The 18,370-nt window shown below is 66.6% G+C and carries 19 protein-coding genes; 7 read left to right on the forward strand and 12 right to left on the reverse strand.

What is annotated here, in order from left to right; translation table 11 throughout:
* Positions 1 to 31: 31 nt before the first annotated feature.
* Positions 32 to 1,243: a hypothetical protein gene (locus AC1RNC_RS23315; RefSeq protein WP_492888437.1), complete on the reverse strand. Its 1,212-nt coding sequence runs from the start codon at positions 1,241 to 1,243 to the stop codon at positions 32 to 34.
* 412 nt (positions 1,244 to 1,655) lie between these two features.
* Here AC1RNC_RS23315 and AC1RNC_RS23320 point away from each other — a divergent pair, with 412 nt between their 5' ends.
* Genes AC1RNC_RS23320 through AC1RNC_RS23340 form a run of 5 tightly spaced genes read left to right on the forward strand, consistent with a single transcriptional unit; the run spans position 1,656 to position 5,686 of the window.
* Positions 1,656 to 2,849: a type IV secretion system protein gene (locus AC1RNC_RS23320; protein ID WP_492888438.1), complete on the forward strand. Its 1,194-nt coding sequence runs from the start codon at positions 1,656 to 1,658 to the stop codon at positions 2,847 to 2,849.
* A complete protein-coding gene (gene trbF, locus AC1RNC_RS23325) occupies positions 2,846 to 3,532 on the forward strand; it encodes a conjugal transfer protein TrbF (RefSeq protein ID WP_492888439.1) in 687 nt (228 codons plus the stop codon). Before AC1RNC_RS23320 ends, trbF begins: the two co-directional genes overlap by 4 nt.
* On the forward strand, positions 3,529 to 4,308 hold the full coding sequence (gene trbG / locus AC1RNC_RS23330; protein ID WP_492888440.1) for a P-type conjugative transfer protein TrbG: 780 nt from the start codon (positions 3,529 to 3,531) through the stop codon (positions 4,306 to 4,308). Before trbF ends, trbG begins: the two co-directional genes overlap by 4 nt.
* The gene (locus tag AC1RNC_RS23335) at positions 4,305 to 5,465 is read left to right on the forward strand and encodes a TraB/TrbI/VirB10 family type IV secretion system protein (protein ID WP_492888441.1); all 1,161 of its coding nucleotides are present in this window, start codon (positions 4,305 to 4,307) and stop codon (positions 5,463 to 5,465) included. The genes trbG and AC1RNC_RS23335 overlap by 4 nt, the downstream gene beginning before the upstream one ends.
* The gene (locus tag AC1RNC_RS23340) at positions 5,462 to 5,686 is read left to right on the forward strand and encodes a DUF2274 domain-containing protein (RefSeq protein WP_492888442.1); all 225 of its coding nucleotides are present in this window, start codon (positions 5,462 to 5,464) and stop codon (positions 5,684 to 5,686) included. Before AC1RNC_RS23335 ends, AC1RNC_RS23340 begins: the two co-directional genes overlap by 4 nt.
* Positions 5,687 to 5,730: 44 nt before the next feature.
* Here AC1RNC_RS23340 and hyoA read toward each other — a convergent pair whose 3' ends face one another.
* Both hyoA and AC1RNC_RS23350 read right to left on the reverse strand, forming a co-directional pair.
* On the reverse strand, positions 5,731 to 10,038 hold the full coding sequence (gene hyoA / locus AC1RNC_RS23345; RefSeq protein WP_492888443.1) for an NACHT domain-containing antiphage protein HyoA: 4,308 nt from the start codon (positions 10,036 to 10,038) through the stop codon (positions 5,731 to 5,733).
* A gap of 7 nt (positions 10,039 to 10,045) precedes the next feature.
* Entirely contained in the window at positions 10,046 to 10,231 is a 186-nt protein-coding gene (locus tag AC1RNC_RS23350; RefSeq protein WP_492888444.1) for a hypothetical protein, read from the reverse strand.
* A gap of 191 nt (positions 10,232 to 10,422) precedes the next feature.
* Here AC1RNC_RS23350 and AC1RNC_RS23355 point away from each other — a divergent pair, with 191 nt between their 5' ends.
* Complete coding sequence (locus AC1RNC_RS23355) at positions 10,423 to 10,683, forward strand: hypothetical protein (RefSeq protein WP_492888445.1); 261 nt, start codon at positions 10,423 to 10,425, stop codon at positions 10,681 to 10,683.
* 265 nt (positions 10,684 to 10,948) lie between these two features.
* On the opposite strand, the gene AC1RNC_RS23360 is transcribed toward AC1RNC_RS23355, so the two are convergent.
* From AC1RNC_RS23360 to AC1RNC_RS23380, 5 genes are read right to left on the reverse strand one after another with little or no spacing between them, the layout of a single operon-like run.
* The gene (locus tag AC1RNC_RS23360; protein ID WP_492888446.1) at positions 10,949 to 11,905 is read right to left on the reverse strand and encodes a hypothetical protein; all 957 of its coding nucleotides are present in this window, start codon (positions 11,903 to 11,905) and stop codon (positions 10,949 to 10,951) included.
* A gap of 36 nt (positions 11,906 to 11,941) precedes the next feature.
* A complete protein-coding gene (locus AC1RNC_RS23365) occupies positions 11,942 to 12,892 on the reverse strand; it encodes a hypothetical protein (RefSeq protein ID WP_492888447.1) in 951 nt (316 codons plus the stop codon).
* On the reverse strand, positions 12,889 to 13,458 hold the full coding sequence (locus AC1RNC_RS23370; RefSeq protein WP_492888448.1) for a hypothetical protein: 570 nt from the start codon (positions 13,456 to 13,458) through the stop codon (positions 12,889 to 12,891). The genes AC1RNC_RS23365 and AC1RNC_RS23370 overlap by 4 nt, the downstream gene beginning before the upstream one ends.
* A 2-nt stretch (positions 13,459 to 13,460) precedes the next feature.
* The gene (locus AC1RNC_RS23375; protein ID WP_492888449.1) at positions 13,461 to 14,051 is read right to left on the reverse strand and encodes a hypothetical protein; all 591 of its coding nucleotides are present in this window, start codon (positions 14,049 to 14,051) and stop codon (positions 13,461 to 13,463) included.
* Positions 14,052 to 14,063: 12 nt separating this feature from the next.
* On the reverse strand, positions 14,064 to 15,617 hold the full coding sequence (locus AC1RNC_RS23380) for a hypothetical protein (RefSeq protein ID WP_492888450.1): 1,554 nt from the start codon (positions 15,615 to 15,617) through the stop codon (positions 14,064 to 14,066).
* A 311-nt stretch (positions 15,618 to 15,928) separates the two neighbouring features.
* On the opposite strand from AC1RNC_RS23380, the gene AC1RNC_RS23385 reads away from it, so the two are divergent.
* A complete protein-coding gene (locus tag AC1RNC_RS23385; RefSeq protein ID WP_492888451.1) occupies positions 15,929 to 16,459 on the forward strand; it encodes an antirestriction protein ArdA in 531 nt (176 codons plus the stop codon).
* Here AC1RNC_RS23385 and AC1RNC_RS23390 read toward each other — a convergent pair.
* The 4 genes from AC1RNC_RS23390 to AC1RNC_RS23405 form a co-directional block, all read right to left on the reverse strand.
* Entirely contained in the window at positions 16,456 to 16,581 is a 126-nt protein-coding gene (locus tag AC1RNC_RS23390) for a hypothetical protein (protein ID WP_492888452.1), read from the reverse strand. The two genes, AC1RNC_RS23385 and AC1RNC_RS23390, sit on opposite strands and share 4 nt — an antisense overlap.
* A 32-nt stretch (positions 16,582 to 16,613) precedes the next feature.
* Complete coding sequence (locus AC1RNC_RS23395) at positions 16,614 to 16,940, reverse strand: hypothetical protein (protein ID WP_492888453.1); 327 nt, start codon at positions 16,938 to 16,940, stop codon at positions 16,614 to 16,616.
* Positions 16,937 to 17,710 (reverse strand): exodeoxyribonuclease III, encoded by a 774-nt coding sequence (locus AC1RNC_RS23400; protein ID WP_492888454.1) that lies wholly within the window; start codon positions 17,708 to 17,710, stop codon positions 16,937 to 16,939. Before AC1RNC_RS23400 ends, AC1RNC_RS23395 begins: the two co-directional genes overlap by 4 nt.
* A gap of 64 nt (positions 17,711 to 17,774) precedes the next feature.
* Positions 17,775 to 18,365, reverse strand: coding sequence for an alpha-ketoglutarate-dependent dioxygenase AlkB (locus AC1RNC_RS23405; RefSeq protein WP_492888455.1), 591 nt, complete (start codon positions 18,363 to 18,365; stop codon positions 17,775 to 17,777).
* Positions 18,366 to 18,370 lie beyond the last annotated feature (5 nt).

Here is an 18,370-nt window from a genome sequence, read left to right on the forward strand (position 1 = left end):
CCCCGCGTGAATCCCTGAATGTGGATTGAACCTAGAATAGATCACTGTCCAGCGCCTTCCCAATCGGCTCGATCGCCTCGATGGTGTCCAGCTTGACGATGCGGCGACCTCGGTCGCGCTGATAGAGGGCGTGTCGAGGCTGGGGGGCGTCCGGGGCGCGTACATCACCCTGAAATCGCCTTTGGAGCCGTGCGCTATAGGTGAAGCGGCCAAAACGCTCGTCGTCGGTTGGCGCCTCCGTCTCTGGTGGCGGTCGTGACAGGCCATAGAGCGCGGCCTTCACCTCCGAGAGCGTCAGTCCGAAGACATAGGTTTTGACGCCCGTGCGGGCCTCGATCACGCGCAGCAAAGAAAGGTCGACGTCAGCGAGGTTGATGACGCCCAGTGGACCCAGGGCCACGCCGAAGAGAAGGTCGTCGTCGGCCTCGGAGGTTCCGTGGAGGCGAACAGCGCCCCTCGTCAGGTGATCGCTGGTCTCGCCCCGAACGACATCGCCCGCCAGTCCCTCAAGACCCATGCCCGCCAGGATCGCGGCGGTCGCATGGCGGCGCAGTTCAATCCGCATCTGATCGAGCCTCTGCGGGTCATATTCGGGGCCGTCCTCTGGGTCCCAGGCTACGAGATAGGGCTTGGCATGACCGTCCTCACATGCCCATCGCGAAGCCACCGCCCATCTCCGGACAGGCACGGGCCTGCCAAAGTCGTCCTTGAGTACGGTGTTCTTGACCTGGCGGACGGCGCGCGCGAGCGGGTTCGAGGCTGAAGTCCCGATTCCCCAGCTCGCCGGCGCGCCATTGCCGCCCTCGTGACTCCCTTTGGCTTCGGCGAGCACCAGTCCGCCCGTCGCATCGAGAGCGACCCAGTCAGGCAGGTCGATCTTGGGATTGCCGCGGCTCAGATGCGCGCCCCCAAAAAGCCCGCTCGGACCTGAGATGGGGGCGAAGTCTCGTACGCCATGCCGACGTTCAAGGTAGGCCCGCGCCATGAACCGACCGAGAATGGCCGAGAAGCCGCGTCGCAATTCCTTGCCACGACCAAGGCCGCCCTGCCGCCACACCAGCCAGTCGTAGTCATGGGGCGCGAGCGCATCCTGCAGGACCCGCAGCCAGCCCGCACCGAGCACGGGATTGGCCAAGGTTTCGGCCGCACCTGCGGCGGCGATATCCTCCAGCTCGATCTTGAGCAGGCTTTCTGGGCGGCCGAGAAGATCGACGCGCACGGTGTGGACCCATCGATGGCTCATGCCGCCTCGTCTTCAGCGCCTATGAAAGCTTCAGCGATTCACGGTCGAGCAGCAATGCCCGGGCAGGCGTCGGGAGACGGCAGACGCGTTCCGCGCGAGGCCGTGACGTCCCCTGCCATCTCATCGCCAGGCCCACTGAAACCGTCGAATACCAACGACCCACTGGGCGATTGGCCAGCACCCTCGTTCTTGTCTGGCCGCTGCGCGGCCGTGGCTTAGGGCTCCGCCCTCGGCGCACTACGGATCGTCTTCCGCCCAGCTTCGGGCGATGCGGCGAGGGATCGGCAGTTGGCAAGGACGCCCTGCAGCCGGGTCCCCGCGAAGACGCTCCTCCGTTTGCACACCCGACCTCGCCGGTGGGCAGGGTTTCAGGCGCGCTTTGCGCCTGCACCCCTGTCCCAAGGAGGCAGACATGACATCGACTTCCGAAACCAACCCCACCGCCCAACTGACGGCGGTGGCCGCCGGTGTGGCTCAGTTCGGCGAGGTGCGGGATATCCCGCTTAATCGCCTCAAGGCCTCGCCCAAGAACGTCCGGCGCGTCAGCCATCGCGCCGAGGCCATCGAGTCCCGCGCCGCCACCATCGGCACCAAGGGCGTGATCGCGCCCCCCGTCGTCGAACCGGAAATCAAGGACGGCAAGGAGACCGGCTACTATCTTGTCACCGCTGGTGAGGGACGGCGCCAAGCCCTGCGCCTGCTCGCCAAGCGCAAGCAACTGCCAGGCACGGTGGCCGTGCGCTGCATTGTCGATACGACCAACGACCCTGCCGAGGTGTCCCTCGACGAGAACATCAGCCAGGAATGGATCATCGCCGTGCAGATCTTCGTGGTGCTGATCGAGTTCAAGCTGGTCACACTGGCCGGTTTCGTCCTCGTCCCCTTCGGCCTGTTCGGCCGCACCGCGTTCCTCGCCGAGAAGGTGCTGGGCAACGTCATCGCCAGCGGCGTTAAGGTCATGGTGCTGGCCATCGTCGTCGGCATCGGCTCCTCGCTCTTTTCCGAATTCACCCGCGCCGCCGGCGGCCAGCCGACCTTGGAAGAGGTCCTGGCCATGGCTCTGGCCGCCCTGACCTTGCTGGGCTTGTCGATCTTCGGACCGGGCGTCGCCTCGGGCCTGGTTTCGGGCGCGCCTCAACTGGGCGCCGGCGCGGCGGTTGGCACGGGCCTGGTGGTTGGGGGCATGGCCATGGCCGGGGCCGCCGCCGCCCAGATGGCCGCCAGCGGTGTCGCCAGTTCCGGCGCCGGCGCTGCGGCCGCGGCCGGCAGTGGCGGACGCCCGCCGCCAGCTGGAGCCGCGCCGACCGGCACCCCGCCGCCCGGTTCCCCTTCCGGCGGGGGTGGCGCGAGCACGGCTGGCGCGTCTGGCTCGGCCTCTCCGCCACCGTCTCGCAGCCGCTCCGGCGGCCCGAGCGGCGGCGGCGCGGCGGCGGGGGCAAGTTCGCCGGCCAAGCCGGACGATCCGTCCGAGCAGCCCGCCTGGGCCCGCGATCTCGAGCAACGCCAGACCATGACCCATGGCGCGGCCATGGCCGTCCACGCCGCCGGCAGCGGCGATGACCACAGCGCCGGTGCGGCGCCCAGCCTTTCGGAGGATAGATCATGAGCCCGCTCAAGGGATCGGCGCGCTATGGCGCGACCCCCGCGCCGGAAACGGCCTACCAACGCGCCGGCCAGGCCTGGGACGAACGTCTCGGATCAGCCCGGGTCCAGGCCTTCAACTGGCGCCTTATGGCGCTCGGCCTTTTGGCGCTGAGCGGCGGGCTGTCGGCTGGCCTCGTCACGCTGTCGTTGCAGGGCGGCGTTACGCCCTGGGTCGTCGAAGTCGACAAGCTCGGCGAGCCGCGGATCGCCGCGCCGGCCGTCCAGGGCGCGCGGCCGACCGACGCCATGATCGCCTGGACCTTGGCGCGCTTCATCACCGACGTGCGCACCGTGTCCATCGATCCGGTCCTGATGCGCCAGGCCTGGTTGCGGGCCTACGACTTCACCTCGGCCGAAGGGGCTGCGGCCCTGTCGGATCATGCCCGACGCGCCGATCCCTTCAGCCAGGTCGGCAAGACCCAGACGACCGTGGCGGTGACCAGCGTGGTGCGCGCTTCGCCTGACAGTTTCCGTCTGGCCTGGACCGAGCAGCGCTTCGAGGGCGGCCAGCTCGTCGCCACCGACCGCTGGACCGCCATCCTCACCGTGACGATCAAGCCGCCGCGCACCGCCGAGGGCCTGCGCGCCAATCCGCTGGGCGTGTTCGTCACCGCTCTGTCCTGGTCCAAGGAGTTCGGCGCATGATCCGCCTGGCGTCATCCGCAGGGTGGGCCTGCCTCCTCCTGTCGTCCACGGCCTGGGCTGGGCCGATCGCAATCGACGCCCGGCTGGCCGCGCCGGCAGGCATGGCCCACTTCGACTGGGCTCCGACGACCGTCTTTCCCGTGGTCGCCACCCCGGGACGCATCACCGATATCGTCCTGGAGCCCGGCGAAACCCTGGTCGGTACGGGCGCGATCGCAGCCGGCGACACCGCGCGGTGGGTGATCGGCGACACCGCCAGCGGCGCTGGCGTTGAGCGTCGGGTGCATGTGCTGATCAAGCCGACCGCACCGGATCTGGCCACCAACCTCCTGATCAACACCGATCGCCGCACCTACCACCTGGAGCTTCGCGCCTCGGCGCGGACCTGGCAGGCCCAGGTCTCGTGGCGGTATCCGGCGCCGGCGCCGATTTTGGTCGAGGCGCCGCCCGCGCGGCCGGTGCTCGACCTCTCGCGCGTGAACCGCGCCTACCGCATCGAGGGCGATCATCCGGTCTGGCGGCCCGTCGCGGTCTTCGACGATGGCCAGCGCGCCTATGTCGAGTTCGGGCCCGGCGTCGTGCTGGACGATCTGCCGCCGCTCTATCGGCTCGGCGTCGACGGCAAGAGCAGCGAGCTGATCAACTATCGGATCGAAGATCGGCGGATCGTGCTCGACCGCCTGTTCGATCGCGTCGAGCTGAGGCTCGGGATCAAACGACAGGCCTTGCGCGTGAGGATCGTCCGACAGGGCGCCTTGTCGGAGGCCTCGCGATGAGCGGCGAGCGCAACGCGGCCGAAGAAGCCATCGCCAAGTCCCTGCGCCTTCGCGCCACGCCGGTTCCGGTGGCCCGGATCTCACGCCGGGCCCTGATCATCACCACGACGGTCGTTTCGATCGGGCTGTTCGGCGCGGTCAGCTGGTCGATGCTCCAGCATCGTCGTGTTGCCCCGCAGACGGCCGACGCGCCGGCCGTCGCCACGCCGTCGGAGCGCGTGACTGCCTTGCCCAAGGGTTATACCGGTCCGGCCGGGGTGCCGACCTTGGGGCCGCCGCTGCCCGGTGACCTGGGGCGGCCGATCCTGGCGGCTCAGCGCGCTGAGGCGTCGGCGAGCCCCGAGGGCGGGGCAGGGAACGGGCCGCCGATCACGCCGCCCGCCATGCCGCCCGCCGTTGTGGCGCCGGTTGATCCCGAGCGCGAGGCCCGCGCCGCGGTTCGTCACGCGGCCGGGCAAAGCGGTCTGTTCGTCGGAGATCGGGCCGAGCGCGCTACGGCGCCGGCGATCTCGCCACCTGGCCCGTCGACACCCTCGCAGGATCCGCGCACCACCAGTCTCGAACGTCTCCAGGCTCCAGCCTCGCCCTATGTGCTCCAGGCCGGCGCGGTGATCCCCGCGGCTTTGGTGACGGGTCTTCGGTCCGATGCACCGGGCGTGGCCATCGCCCAGGTCACCCAGGACGTCTACGACAGCCTTGGTGGCGGCTTTCTCCTGATCCCGGCCGGTGCGCGCCTGGTCGGTGACTACGAGGCGGAGGTCAAGGCCGGACAGAGCCGCCTGCGGGTGAGCTGGACGCGCCTGATCCTGCCGTCGGGACGCTCGATCGTGCTGGACAAGGTTCCGGCCGCGGACGCGCAAGGCATGGCCGGCCTGCAGGATGGCGTCGACCGCCACAGCGGCCGGATCCTGGCCGCGGCGGGCTTGAGCACCTTGCTGGCGATCGGGGCCGAAAGCGGTTCGTCCAGCGACGAGTCCGATCTTGTTCGCGCGATCCGGCGCGGCGGCGCCGATGCGGTGACCGATGTCGGTCGCCAGGTGGTCGGCCGCAGTCTTGATCGCGCCCCGACGCTGACGATCCGCTCGGGCGCGCCGCTGCGCGTCCTCCTGACCAAGGATCTCGTCCTGGAGCCCTATCGTCAGGGGGCGCGCCCATGAGCAAGCTGAAGCTGCGGCCGCTGGAGGATGAAGCGCCCGTCAAGATGACGCTCGACGTGCCGCCGGCGACCTATCGCAATCTGGTGGCCTATGCTCAGGCCCACGCTGCCCAGACCGGTGGGAAGGTCGCGGAGCCCGTTCGGCTGGTCGTGCCGATGCTCGACCAGTTCATGGCCAGCGATCGGGCCTTCGTGCGGGGGCGCAAGCCGCGCGATGGATAGCACAATCCCGGCGACGAACGTCGAAGACTTGGCCATTCGCTAGCCTAGGCTTCGGATCCCGACGCTATCGGTCTTTTGGTAAGGTCGATGCCGATCACGGCAATGTCCTCGACGTTCGCCAATTTCGTGGCCAGGCGCTGCCAATGCTGCCGGAGGCCTTCAACCAGGGCGTCGAACGACTCCAAGCGCCCGCCAGATGGGTGCTCCCACCAGGTCTTCTCGCCACTGTACACGAGGACGAACACACCACGACTAGACCGCATGTCACGAAGGTAGTCGCCACAGAGCTGATTCTCGATCCGCTCGAAAAGGTGCGGTCCGGTCCAGGCATCCGCGATTTTCAGTTCGGTCGGAACGGGGCCGTCAAACCCGATGCCGTGAAACCGCAGGTCGGGCCGCTTGGCGTCGGCCATCTCCTCTTCCTGGGGGATCACATACCGTCCGGCGGCGCGATCACGGCACCATCCTCCGATAAAATTGCGGATTTCCGTTTCGCGGGTGGCGCGAACAAGGAGCGCCGACAAACTGGTGTCGCCACCCTCCAAATCGTTCTTCAGATTGAGAAGGCGATCGATAGCAAGATCCCAGAGTTCGTGATGGTTGGCGGGCGTGCGCTCCAGCGTGTCGGCAAATTCACGCACCTGTTTGGGCGACCACGCCGTCATATCGGCGTCCTGGGCTGCCTTGTGCTTGGCCCGATAAGCCGCCCAGGGTCGCGTCTCGGCGTCGGGATGATCGGAGGCAAGATCCATCAGCGCCAGGAACGCCTCTTTGCCCGGCGTTTCGGTGATGAATGAAAACAGCGCGGACCGGGCCTCTTGGGCATCGTCGCGCAGTCCGGGCGAGTAGACGCCTGTTCCCGCGCGTTCGATGTCGTCCTCTTTGCGGATATGGCGATGCATCAGCAGGAGCAGATCCTTCATGTACCCGACCCGCCGGTAGGCCTGTCGCGCGAAGCCCATGGCGATCCGACGTCCTCCAACGAGGCTTGTAAGAAACCTCATGGCAAACTGGGTCTGAAGCTCTGGGGCTTTCAACGCCGCCAGCCGGCTCGCCAGCGCTGGGATCGCGACCTCCGGGTCAAGGCCGCACCACTGGGCGAACCACATGGGTGACAGTTGGTCGTGCTTGATCGTCCTGGCCTTGCGCGCGGCCAGAGGCGTTACGGCCGCATCGGCGATCGTCGATCGGTTGACGATCGCCAGCAAGTAACCAAGGTTGACCGGACTAGGGCGAGCCGTCGCGAGGCGCTGCAGGACCGCAGGAGCCAGGCCGTCGAACATCCAGCCCCCATGCCAGGCGACGTCATAGAGGACATAGTGACTTTCCCCATCGGGTGGGCTGGTCGCCAACTCATAGTCAATTTCCGCCAGGACCACGGCCTCGACCTCGGCCGGAAAAGCCGCATGAAGCTTCGATAGCCACGGTGCGAACCCGTTGAGTTCGCGCAGAGCGTAGCGCGTGGCGTTGGCCGCTTCGGCCGGCGTCAGTTTGGCAGGCCAATCGGGAACAGACGCCGCCTCCATGTTGAGACCGCTGAGACCAAAGATCACCGCGAAGGGTGTGCTATTGCTCGCTCCGCCCGCGCTGGCCATCGCGGGTGTGTATCGACGCCAAAAGCCGATCGCCCCGTCGCGGAACGCGTCCGCCACGGCGGTCCCGAACTCCGGTTCGAGTCGGCGCCAATCGACGACACTCCAGTGCTGGTGACCCTCCTGCAGCTCGCGAAGCACGTTGTGCAGGTAATACTGATCCTGGCTGATCTCCGCCCCCTGGCCGAAGCTGCGGATGGATGCGACACGCGTGTTCAGAATATCGACGGCCTGCTGTCGACTAGTGGCGGCTTTGCCGGCTCGAGCCTCTTGCTGGGCCTTCCATCGCGCCTGGTTTCGCCGCCATTTGGCTGCATCGGGATGCGCGCGCGGATGAAGCCTTGCCTGCAAAGCGGCTTCCAAGATGGCGTCGCCCGCGACCATGCGGCGTAGACGTCTGCGCCAAGAGTCTGGGCGCCCATTGCTCCGATAGAGCTCGAAGGCGAGCGCGAGCGCCACCATCCGATCATCGTGCAGCGGACATGTGGCGATCTCATCGCAAGCGGTCGGGAAGTCGTCGGGCCCGAACGCCCAGTCATGTCCGAACATCCCGACTTCCCAGAGGTCGAGCGTCGACTTGTCCTTCTTTTCGCGCTGGGCGCGGGTCTCGGTCACGTCGTACCAGAAGAGGGCGTGATTGAGGTCTCGCCAGGCCGGCACGAGTTCGGCGATGGTCTTGCGAGCCTGCTGGTGCGCCTCGGTGTTCAAGTCGTCGACCTCACGCGTATTGCGCAGGATCCATAGGGCGGCCGGCTGACGGGCGGCTTCGTCGCGAGCCTCGATCAAACGTGCGACGCATCGGGCCGCCATGCCCGCCAGCCAGGCATATTTTTTAGAAAAATCTCGATATCGGCGTTCGATCACCGGCGGTGTCGACAAAAGCCGTTGCAGGGCGACCACGCAGGCTCGGAGCTGCTCTATCGGTAGTCGTTCAACATAGTCGGGCAGGGCGTGCGCCAACGGATCCACGTCGAACCGTTTTCGCCCGGTGGCATGCTCCAGCACCTTCATCAACCAGCCGCTGGCCTCGTCGTCGACGGGCAAGGTGGCGATGAATTCCGCCGACCAGCTTCGATACTTGAAAGCGTTGTTGGCGAGCATCGTCGTTCGCACCGCGCGTACATCGGACGGATCGCCTGCAGCGATTAGCGCCCGGATCGCGGCTAGGCGCGGGTATTCGGCCTCCAACGTGAGTGCTAGGGCCTTGGCTTCAGGAGCCAGAGCCTTCAACTCGCCGATCCAGATCATCCGCAGTAGGAACGCCACGATCTCTTCATCGTCGGCGTGACGGGTCAGCAGGGTCCGGATCTCGTCGACCAGATCGTTGTGGGCGAACCGCTGGACGGCCATGTAGTCCAACATGGAACGTCCGTGCGCCGGCTCGGTCAGCTGCTCGCAGGTCAACCGCAAGATCTCAGTGCGCGTTTGGGTGGGCAGCTGGCTGGCGTCGCCGCCTTCGAAAAGGATCTCCGGCGCCAAGCGCATGGTCCTGGCCAGGATCCGGCCGTCGGTCAGGCAGAGCCAAGGCAGGATTGGCCGTGTGGTCGGAACGATCACCTCGAGCCCGTATTGCTCCCGGAAGAAGAGGGCCTCGATCTTGGCGCGCGAGGCTTGGTCGACGAGCTGAGCCTGCAGCCACTCCGCAGTCAGGAACTCGCGCACCGCCCGATGATGGAAGCGCACGGTCCCATATATGCCCTCATCGAAAATCGGTCGGGACAGCAACGCGTTGATCTCAGCGTCGTCCCAGTCTGTGAGGACCTGCTTGACCGGCAGACCCTTGGCGTTTTCCGAGCCGTCCGGGACCCGCAGCCCCGACTGTTGGGCGAGGGTCGCCGCCGCCGCCACCAGTCGCGCGCCGGCGCGCAGGCGTTCGACGGTCATGGGTCTGGCGTCAGCGCGGTCTTGGTCGATTTCTTCTAGCCGTCGATCGATGCTGGCCTTCATCAGGTCATAGCGGGAGGCGATCTGACCGTGCGAGACCCAGTATTCGCAGACCTCGGCTAGGTCGAGCGGTCGCGTGGTCAGAGGCCAGGCGTCCTTGCGGTCGAGCGCCGCCCGAAAGGCCACCAGATCAATGACACCCTTGGCTTTGGCGAACTGGTCGACCTGCTCGCCGTGCAGGTCGTCGAGCGATACGATATGGAAGCCGCCGATTGCCTCTTCGGCGCTGGCGGGTTTGGACTTCGACTCGCGGGGCGCTTTGGCCTGGTCGAGCGTTCGTGGCCGGGCCGAAGGGAAGTACTGCGACACCAGCATCAAGTCGGTCTTGGGCCGCCAGGCGACAGTGCGCCCTGTGATCAGGATGTGCGCTCGCGAAAGTACTGGCGCCAATTTCCGGCCCAGCTTCCGGACCGCCAGTTCAAAGTCCTTGGGATCTTTCAGGCGGGCTTCGTCGACTGAGTCCAGCAAGAGCCAGCCTTCGTTGCCCGAAGCGGTCCATGCCAAGAAATCCTCGAACGTGCCTTCCTCGAAGGCGTCCTCGAAGCTATCGACAACATGTTCGATGCGGATGAAGAACGCCTTCTTTCCTTCAGCCCGTAGCGCTCTGCAGGCTTGGCGGGTTTCGACGGTCTTGCCCGAGCCAGCTTCGGAAAGCAGCACGACCCGCGGCCACCCCACCAGGTCATTCCAGTGAAGACGACCTTCGCCGCGTAGGAGCTTCAGATCGGTGTCGTCTGTGTCGGTCTCGCTCTGACGCAGCGCGTGGAAAGTTCTCGCGAGCGGGATAAACGCGTCTGGATCAAACATCGTCGACATCGGGATATTACCGCTTGGCCTGAAGCTTTGCGTCACCCATCCGCAAGTCTGGCTTGGTCAGCGACGGCGTCCGGTCGAGAAACGGCGCGATCTCGGTGAGACCGATAAGGTCGCCCACTTGTTTCAGGATCGGGCCGTCGGGCCCGGACGTGACCAACACCAGCGGTGACGCCTCTTGCATGGGTTTGATCACGGTACCCTCCGCCCGCTATCCACGTAGCTTAACTGTGATACACTGTGAGGGCGCGCCGAGCGACCTCTTGCTCGCTGACGAGCCTGCGGCCCCTCTGAACTGGCGCCGGATGAGGATCTCCAGTGGTCGGCCCCGTGCTTCGCATCGCCCGCGCCGCCGAACTTTCAACACCGTACACCTGAGCCACGACGGTGCACGCCAAAGACAAATTTGTCGCGTTTATCGATATCCTCGGTTTCACCAACCTGGTCGAGCAGGCCGAGGGAGGCGATTTTTCGCGGGCGCTGGAATTGGCCGCCGCCTTGGGCGATCGGGGCGATAGCGACATGTTTAAGGCCGTTGGGCCGACGACCTGCCCGGAGTCGACCTATGTCGCCAAGAACTGGATTTCGAGATCACTCAAATCTCCGACTGTGTCGTGGTTTCCATCGAGGTCTCGCCGGCAGGCCTGATCAATCTGATCTCGCAATGTTCGGTATAGCATCCGTCTTCTTCAGAAGGGCGCTCTGTGCCGCGGCTTCATAACCGGGGTGCGATCCATCACGAGCCGGGCCAGTTCATCAGCACAGGCTATGTTCAACGCCTTCGACCCCACCCGTGGCGCGGCGGTCGATCCGAAGGCTGGTGAATTGGCAGGAGCGCTGAACCATTGGGCACGGGTGATCCTGCGTGGAGACCCGGTCCACCGCCACACTAGTCGCTGGATGTCGAACGGCCCTAGGACCCGCCGCCAAGTTCGTGCGCGCAGGCGTTGAGGCGGTTGACCCCGCCCCAGGCGTCGAAGGCGATCTTCCCTGCCTCATCAATCTTGGCCTGGTTGACCGCGCCGGGTTTGAGGATCTTGATGTTCTGGGCGGTGAGGATCACGTAGTCGACCTTGCCGCGCGCCAGAGCCTTGATCTGCTGGTAGTTCTCCTTGCCTGACAAGGTGGCGCCGGTCATTGCCGCGGCGAGAGCGATGGAGCCTTCGCCCAGCGAGCCGGCCGGGCCCCGATCACCGACGATGGCGTAGGCGATCTTGCCGGTGACGCGATCGCGCACCGCGACCAGCTTGAACTCCTCGGCGACCTGGCCCTGCGAGGCCCACTGGGTCTTCTTGGGCAGGACGATGGCGTTGATCGCCAGGCTGTCGATGTAGCGGGCCTGATCGCAGAGCGGCTTGGAATCGTCCGCCGGCTTGGAGGTCTGGGAAACGAAATAGCCCTTATAGGGACCTGACGAGATCAGGCACGGCGCCTTGCGACCCAGCTTCGGATCGGTTTGCCAGGGGATGATGCCATCTGTTTCGATGCGCGGGTGGCCCACCGGATTCCATTTGGCGTCGCGCGCGGCCTCGAAGGTCGTGATGAACCGCGTGAAGCAGGGGCCCTGGCGGGGCGAACAGGTGATCTTCTTGCCGTTGGCGTCATAGATGTCGGTGATCGCATTGCCGACATTGTTCAGCGCCAGGGTTTTCCCGCGCGGATCATCGGGGTGATAGGACCGCGAGGCGCCGTCGGTGTTCACATTGAGCTTGCCGTGAAAATAGAGGCTCGGCTCGCCTGTGGGCGCGGCATAGACGGGCGTCCCTGGCACGCCGGCGCCGGCCAAAGGCGTGTGGCCGCAGTCGGCAGCCTGACTTGACGCGCTGGCCGCCCAGGCGCAGATCACAAGCGTTGTTCCGAGGATGCGCATGAGGGTCTCCTTCTAGCGAAAGCGGGCACGCGCCGTTCATGGGGAGGTGGCGGTGGTCTTGAGGTGCTCGGTCGCGTAGATGCTGCAGAGCGGTGTCGCCGGGCAGGGCTTGGCCTCGCGCTCACCCCAGACCACGTACTTGACGATCCGGTCGGGGGCCTTGGCCTGCTCGGCCAGCAGGATTTTCAGCTGGTCCTCAAGCAGCGCCCGCGAGCAGAGACCGGCGGCGGCGTTCTTTACCGAGCACTCGACCGACAGCCCGATCCACAGCGGCTTGGTCGGATAGGTGCGACGGAAATAGGCCAGCGTGTCGGCCGTCTCCTTGCGCGTGTAGGCATAGTGGGCGCCATAGAGTTGCGGGCTGATGGCGTCGGCCGCGTCGGTCAGGGCCGGGTGCTTGGCGACGTGGCCCCGCGTCGAGCTGATGATGATCTTCGACGTTGGCGTGGCGGCGCGGATGGTCTCGATCAGCAGCGTGTCGGCGGCGTCTCGGGTCAGGCCGTCTACCGGGCAGGGTGCCGCCTGCTCGCCGTTGCCCTCGATGTCCAGTTCGATGTCGACCTCGCCCACGCGGGCGGCGACCGCCAGCGGTCCGCTGGGCGTTGCGAGCGAGGCGATGTAGCCCCTTGTGCGCACGTCCGGCGACAGGATGTAGACCGGCTTGATCGAGGCGGTCTTGAGCGCCTGGGTGAAGGCCGCTAGCCGCGCCGGCGTCCACAGCCGAGCGCCACCTTCGACATAGGCGAAGCGATAGTCGCAGGGCTTGGTTCTGGCGTTCTCATTCAGCCAGATGTGGACCTCGCTCACCCCGAAGCTCCGGAATTTCGCGATCCGCTCGGCGTCGATCGCCGGGTTTCCGCCGCCGTCCCGGATGTTCCAATAGTACGCCCGCGGCAGACCCAGCGGGGTCTGAGCGCGCGCCATGACTGGGGCGCAGAGAGCCGCCAGACTGGCTAGCGCGGCGAGCAAGTGGCGCGATCTAGTCATGCGTGCTCCTGCTCCGTGTTGATCGTCTTGTCGCCGGGCGTTGCGAATTCCACGTCCGCGTCGCGCAGGCGGATCATCTCGGCGATGAAGGCCCCATCGTCGAGCGACGGGGTCAGGCCAAAGAGATGTGAGGCGCGCGCGCGCGGCGCGCGCAGCCAGACCGCCTCGACCATCAAGGCCGACAGCCGCAGGATCGAGACGTCGAAGTGCTCCGGGCTTTCAGCGATGGCCGCTTCCGCCCGCGCCAGAGTGGTGGAAAAGGCGGCGGCCTTTTCGCCCCAGGAATAGGAAGAAAAACGTGGTCTGCCGCCGTGTGTGCGCAGGAGGTCCAGCGTCGCGCCCGCCGACGCATCGGGACCCAGCCAGTAGGCCCGCCAGCCGATCGGCCAGGACGGCGCGCGGCCTCCGTGCTCCAGGTCTTCGACCGAGATAGCGCGCAGAGGCAGGATAACCAGCGCGCCCTGGGTCGACGCCGACGCTGCGGCGTGGCCGGAGGCCAAATCCTTCAGCAGGCCCACCGCGGTCTCGAGCGCCCTGACCGCTGGGCGAGGCGTGCGCAAGCCCATGGTCACTCCAGCAGATAGGCTTCGGCCCAGAACCCGAAGCTATTGGGTTTGTTGGGCGCTTCGGAGTAGCGACGCATGGCCGCCAGCGTGCGAAGTCGGCGATTGCCGTCCTGCGCCCAGGCCTTTGAGGGATCGAAGATCCACAGCGCCGGCTGGCTTTGGACCTGCGCATAGCCGAAGGCGCAAACGTAGTGCGAGGTCTGGCCGCTGTCCCATGCGATCAGGATCGGGACCGGCTTGCCATCGTTGATCGACGCGCAAATCCGCCCATAGGCCTGGCCCTCATCTTCTAGGAAATCAGAACCCTTCCATTCGGCTGGCATGTCCAGCAGAGGGCCAAGAACCTCGTCGAGGCTGGAGGGCTTGTTGATCGGCGGATGCGGCGGGCAGCTTTCACCCCACCGGGCCGTGACGATCTCGCATTGCCGCATCGCCGGCAGATGGCGCGCCTGCCGCATGCCGGACGCGACCGCCGCCCAGCACCAATAGTCCTGTTCCTGCGGCGTGGTCTGGAAGGCGGCCGGCGGCGGAGCGCCCACGCCTGCGTTGCTCAGATCCAGCGCCGTGGTCATCAGTGAGCCAAAGCCGGCCATGGCCGTGGTCCTTCAACTGCCGTTCTTGGCGATCGCCGTCTCCAGATCGCTCTGCTCCTTCTTCAATCGCAGGATCGCCAGCTGAGCCTGCAACGTCTCAAGGTCGAGGTCGGCGGGCTTTTGCAGCTTGTCGAGCTTTGTCTGCGCCTCCAGCAAGGCGATCTGGCCGTTGACGCCGGCCAGGGTATCCTTGGCCTCCTGGTCGGCCGCAGCCTTGGCGGCCGCCGCATCGGCAGTCTTCTTGGCGTCGACCTCGCCGATCAGCGACAACAGCCCAGAGCCGGCGTCATTGGTGGCCTTCAGCGCCGCCACGCCTTTGGCGGTCAGAGCCTTGTACTCGATCGAGGTCGGCAAGCCATCGGCGGCGAAGGTGGCCGACAAGGTGTTCTTCTCGCCCCAGGCGCTGCGCAGCGGGAGCACCCGCAGGCGGCCTAGCTGCGCCACCGAAACCAGATCATCGACCAGGGGCTCCGCCTTGGCTTGGGTGGCCACGCGCAGTTGTCCTTGAACCGGCTGGCGGAATACCACCCCGTTCATCGCCGTTGACAATGCGTTGCAGCTGCTGTCCTTGCAGGCCGGCTCGCTGTCGAGCGGCGTCAGGCTCGCCATGACGGTGAACGCGTCGGTCTTGGCTGTGCGATCCTGGGCGACCTTGACGCTGGCGGCCTTGGCGGCGGCCGGCTTCAGGAGCGCCCCAAACCACTTGTCCAGCTTTTCCTCACCGACCACTAGGCTGCCGCCCTTAATGGCCCCGGTCGGGGGAAGGGTCAGGGTCTGGGAGATCGAGAGCTTGCTGAGTAGCTGCTTCCTGACGTCGCTCAGCGTCGTCAGCTCCTCGTCCAGGTCGTCGGCCTTCTTCTGCAGCGTTTCCAGCTCGTCCTTGTCCGCATCGGTCAACTCGCCGCCGACCACCCGCGCCTTAAGCACGGCCATGCGGTCGGCGGCGACCTTAGCTTCGCCGGGGATCGCCTTGATCCGCTGGGTGGTTTTCTCGAGGGTGTTTACCTCGACATAGGTTTCTGGGGTGCAGGGCGTGTCGGGCGGAGGCGGTTCACCTTCGGTGACGCCGACCGCGCCGCCCGATGCCGGAGCCGGCAGGCCCATGAAGAGACGCGCGGCGGTCAGCCCCAACTTGATGGCCTCACCCGTGGCCTCGGCCTCATGGCCCTCGATCGTGGCGTTGATGGTTTTGAGCAGCAGGGTCTTTTCCTGATACTCGACCTTGATTTCGCCGGTTTTGAAGCTGTTGACGAGGTGGCTGTAGTCGATGACCTGGGACTCGCCTTCAACGGTCTTGGCGGCGAAGACCGCGCTCGGCGCGATTTCGACGGTTCCGTTGGCGCCCTTCTTCTCGCCCGCCTTGCACGCCTTCAAGGTCCAGGTGACAACCACGTCGATCTGTGTCGCCGGCAGGCGATAAGGGATGCCGTTGGTCGGCGTGGCCAAACCAGGCGCATCGGGCGCCGTGGTCAAATAGGTTGTGCAGCCGCCCGCGGCCAAGAGCGGCGCGGCGATAATGGCCGCGCGGACGGTCAAGCGCACACGCGCCCAAGGCTTGATACGCATTCCACCACCCCCTGAAGGAACAACGTTCTGCCAACCTGATGTTCTCTTGTGGGTTGTGTCAATAATATATTCACCCGGCTTATGTGCTTGCGGTCACCAGCGCCGCCTGTGTGTGAAATGAAGGCTTGGGGCTCCGCCCCCGGCGCGCTTCGGATCGTCTTCCGCCCAGCTTCGGGCGAAGGCGGGCAGCGAGACCTCGTCAAGGACGCCCTGCAGCCGGGTCCCCGCGAAGCCGCCCCTCCGCTTGCACCCCCGGTCTCGCCGACGGGCAAGGGTTCGATGTCGAACCCCTGCCTTGAAGGATGAGGATCATGGGACATGCCGCTGATGATCTTGAGCCCCGTATCTATGTCGCGTGCCTGGCCGCCTATAACGGCGGCCGGTTGCACGGCGCTTGGATCGACGTCTCGGACGACGTCGATGCGGTCTGGGACGCGATCCGGGCAATGCTGGCGGCCTCGCCAGAGCCGATGGCCGAGGAGTTCGCGATCCATGACTATGAAGGCTTTGGCGGCGTGGAAATCGCCGAGTACGCCAGCATCGCCAGGGTCGTCGAAATCGCGACCTTCCTGCGCGAGCGCGGCAGGCTCGGCGCGCTTGTGCTCGCCGAGGTCGGCGGTGACCTGGGCGCGGCGGTTGACGCGCTCGACGACCAGTATCACGGCGTCTTCGCCAGTCTGGCCGACTGCCTTCAGGAGATGACCGAGGAGAGCACGGTCATTCCGGAGAGCCTGCGCCTCTATATCGACTACGAGGCCATGGCGCGCGACGCGCGGCTGAATGGCGAGGTCTTCACGGTCGAGACCGGCCGTGACCAGGTGCATGTGTTCTGGACGCGCTAGGCGCGGGGCAGGGCGCTCAGGGCGGCGAAGGTCAGGCCCGCCGCCAGCAGGGCGGCGACGAAAATGCCGGTCCAGCCGGCGGGCGTCAGGAGGCGAGCGGTGGGGCGTTGGCGCGAAGACATGGCGTCAAGGTAAGCGCGCGCGCACGGCGGCGCTAGACGTCACCGTGACGCGCGAACCATTCCGCGTACGGCGTGGTTCTGGCCATGTGGCGGTTGAGGTCGGGCGCGCCGTCGTCCCACCACACCGGACCGCGTTCGCCCAGGCCGATCTTGGCGGCGTCGACGGCGGCGCGGGCGCGGGCGAGGGCGGCGGGGTCGCCGCTGGCGAGGGCCGCGAGCACGGCGCGGCGGGCCGCCATCAAGGCGTCAACCAGGGCTTGTCGGCGGTGCGGCGTCAGGCTGGGATTGCTGGTCCGCCACAACCTTCCGCGCACCACGATGTAGCGGCCATCAGGCGTGACGAGGGGCGAGGCCTTCATCGATCGAGCTGGATCCAGGTCGGGGCGTGGTCGCTGGCGTGAGCGAGGCCGCGCACCCAGCGGTCGACTCCGGCGTCGACGAGCTGATCCGCCAACTCCGGCGACAGCAGCAGGTGGTCGATGCGCAGGCCCTTGTCCTTGGGCCAGCGCTCGCGCAGGTACGACCAGTAGGTCCAGGGCGGGTCTTGCGGATGGATGGCGCGCACGGCGTCGGTCCAGCCCTGGTCGAGCAGCCGCTGGAACGCGGCGCGACTTTCGGGGCGCAGCAGGGCGTCGCCGCCATAGGAATGGTTGGGGTAAAGGTCGGCCTCGGTCGGCACGACGTTGAAGTCGCCGGCCAGCACCACGGGCGCGCCGGTCTCCAGCAGCGCCTGGGCATGAGCGTTGAGCGCCTCGAACCAAGCCAGCTTGTAATCGAACTTGGGACCAGGCAGCGGGTTGCCGTTGGGAAGGTACAGGCAGCCGATCAGCACACCGTTCACGGCCGCTTCGATGTAGCGAGCCTGCGAAGGGTCTGGGTCGCCGGGCAGGGCGGTGCGGGTCAGGACGGGGGTCATGCCCCGCGCCAGGATCGCCACCCCATTCCAGGTCCGCTGGCCCTTCCACACCGCGCCATAGCCCATCTGTTCGAGCGCTTGCGCGGGGAAACGGCCCTGTTCGGTTTTCAGCTCCTGGAGGCAAACGACATCGGGCTGGGCGTCGTCGAGCCATTCGAGCAAAGGGTCGAAGCGGCTCAGCACATTGTTGATGTTGTAGGTCGCGATCCGCACGCCAGGACAACCGTCGGCGGGCCGCCAGCGTTCCGCGCCCGAGCGACGGCCCCGGTGGCGCGGGCTAACGCCGAACCGTTCGGAAGGTCACCGAATAGCGCATCGCCTCGACCGCCGGGATGGAGTGCTGCCAATCGCTGCGCGCCGGTCCGCTCATCAGATAGGCCGAGCGCGGCTGCGCCAGGATGGTGGCGCGGTCCCAACGATCGCCGGCCTTGCGCCGCAAACGAAAGTGGCAGGGCGAGACGAGCGAGACCCCGGCGATCGCCACGGCCGGAGGCCGGTCACGATGCCAGCCAATCCCCGCGCCCGGCGAATATTCGGTGACCAGGGCATGGCGGAAGGTGGCCTGGTCCAAGCCGGTGAAGGCCGCGACCTTGGCCAGCAGCGGCAAGAGCACATCGGGGATGGGCTCGCCGGTCTCGACCATCCGGCCGGCCTCGTCCTGGCGCCAGCCAAACCCGGCGATCCGGCGATTGCCGAAATAGCCAAGATGCTCATAGGGCTTGAACGGCAGGTCCTGGAAGCTGGCCACGAGGTCGCGCTCCTCGGCGGCGCTGATCAGCTCGGCTTGATAGCGGAAGCCCGCGGGCAGGGGCGTCTTGGGCGCCCTCGGTGCGAGCGGCAGGTCGAACAACAGCGGATGGGCGTCCATCATGT

The organism is Caulobacter sp. GW822-FHT01G02 (assembly GCF_058802865.1).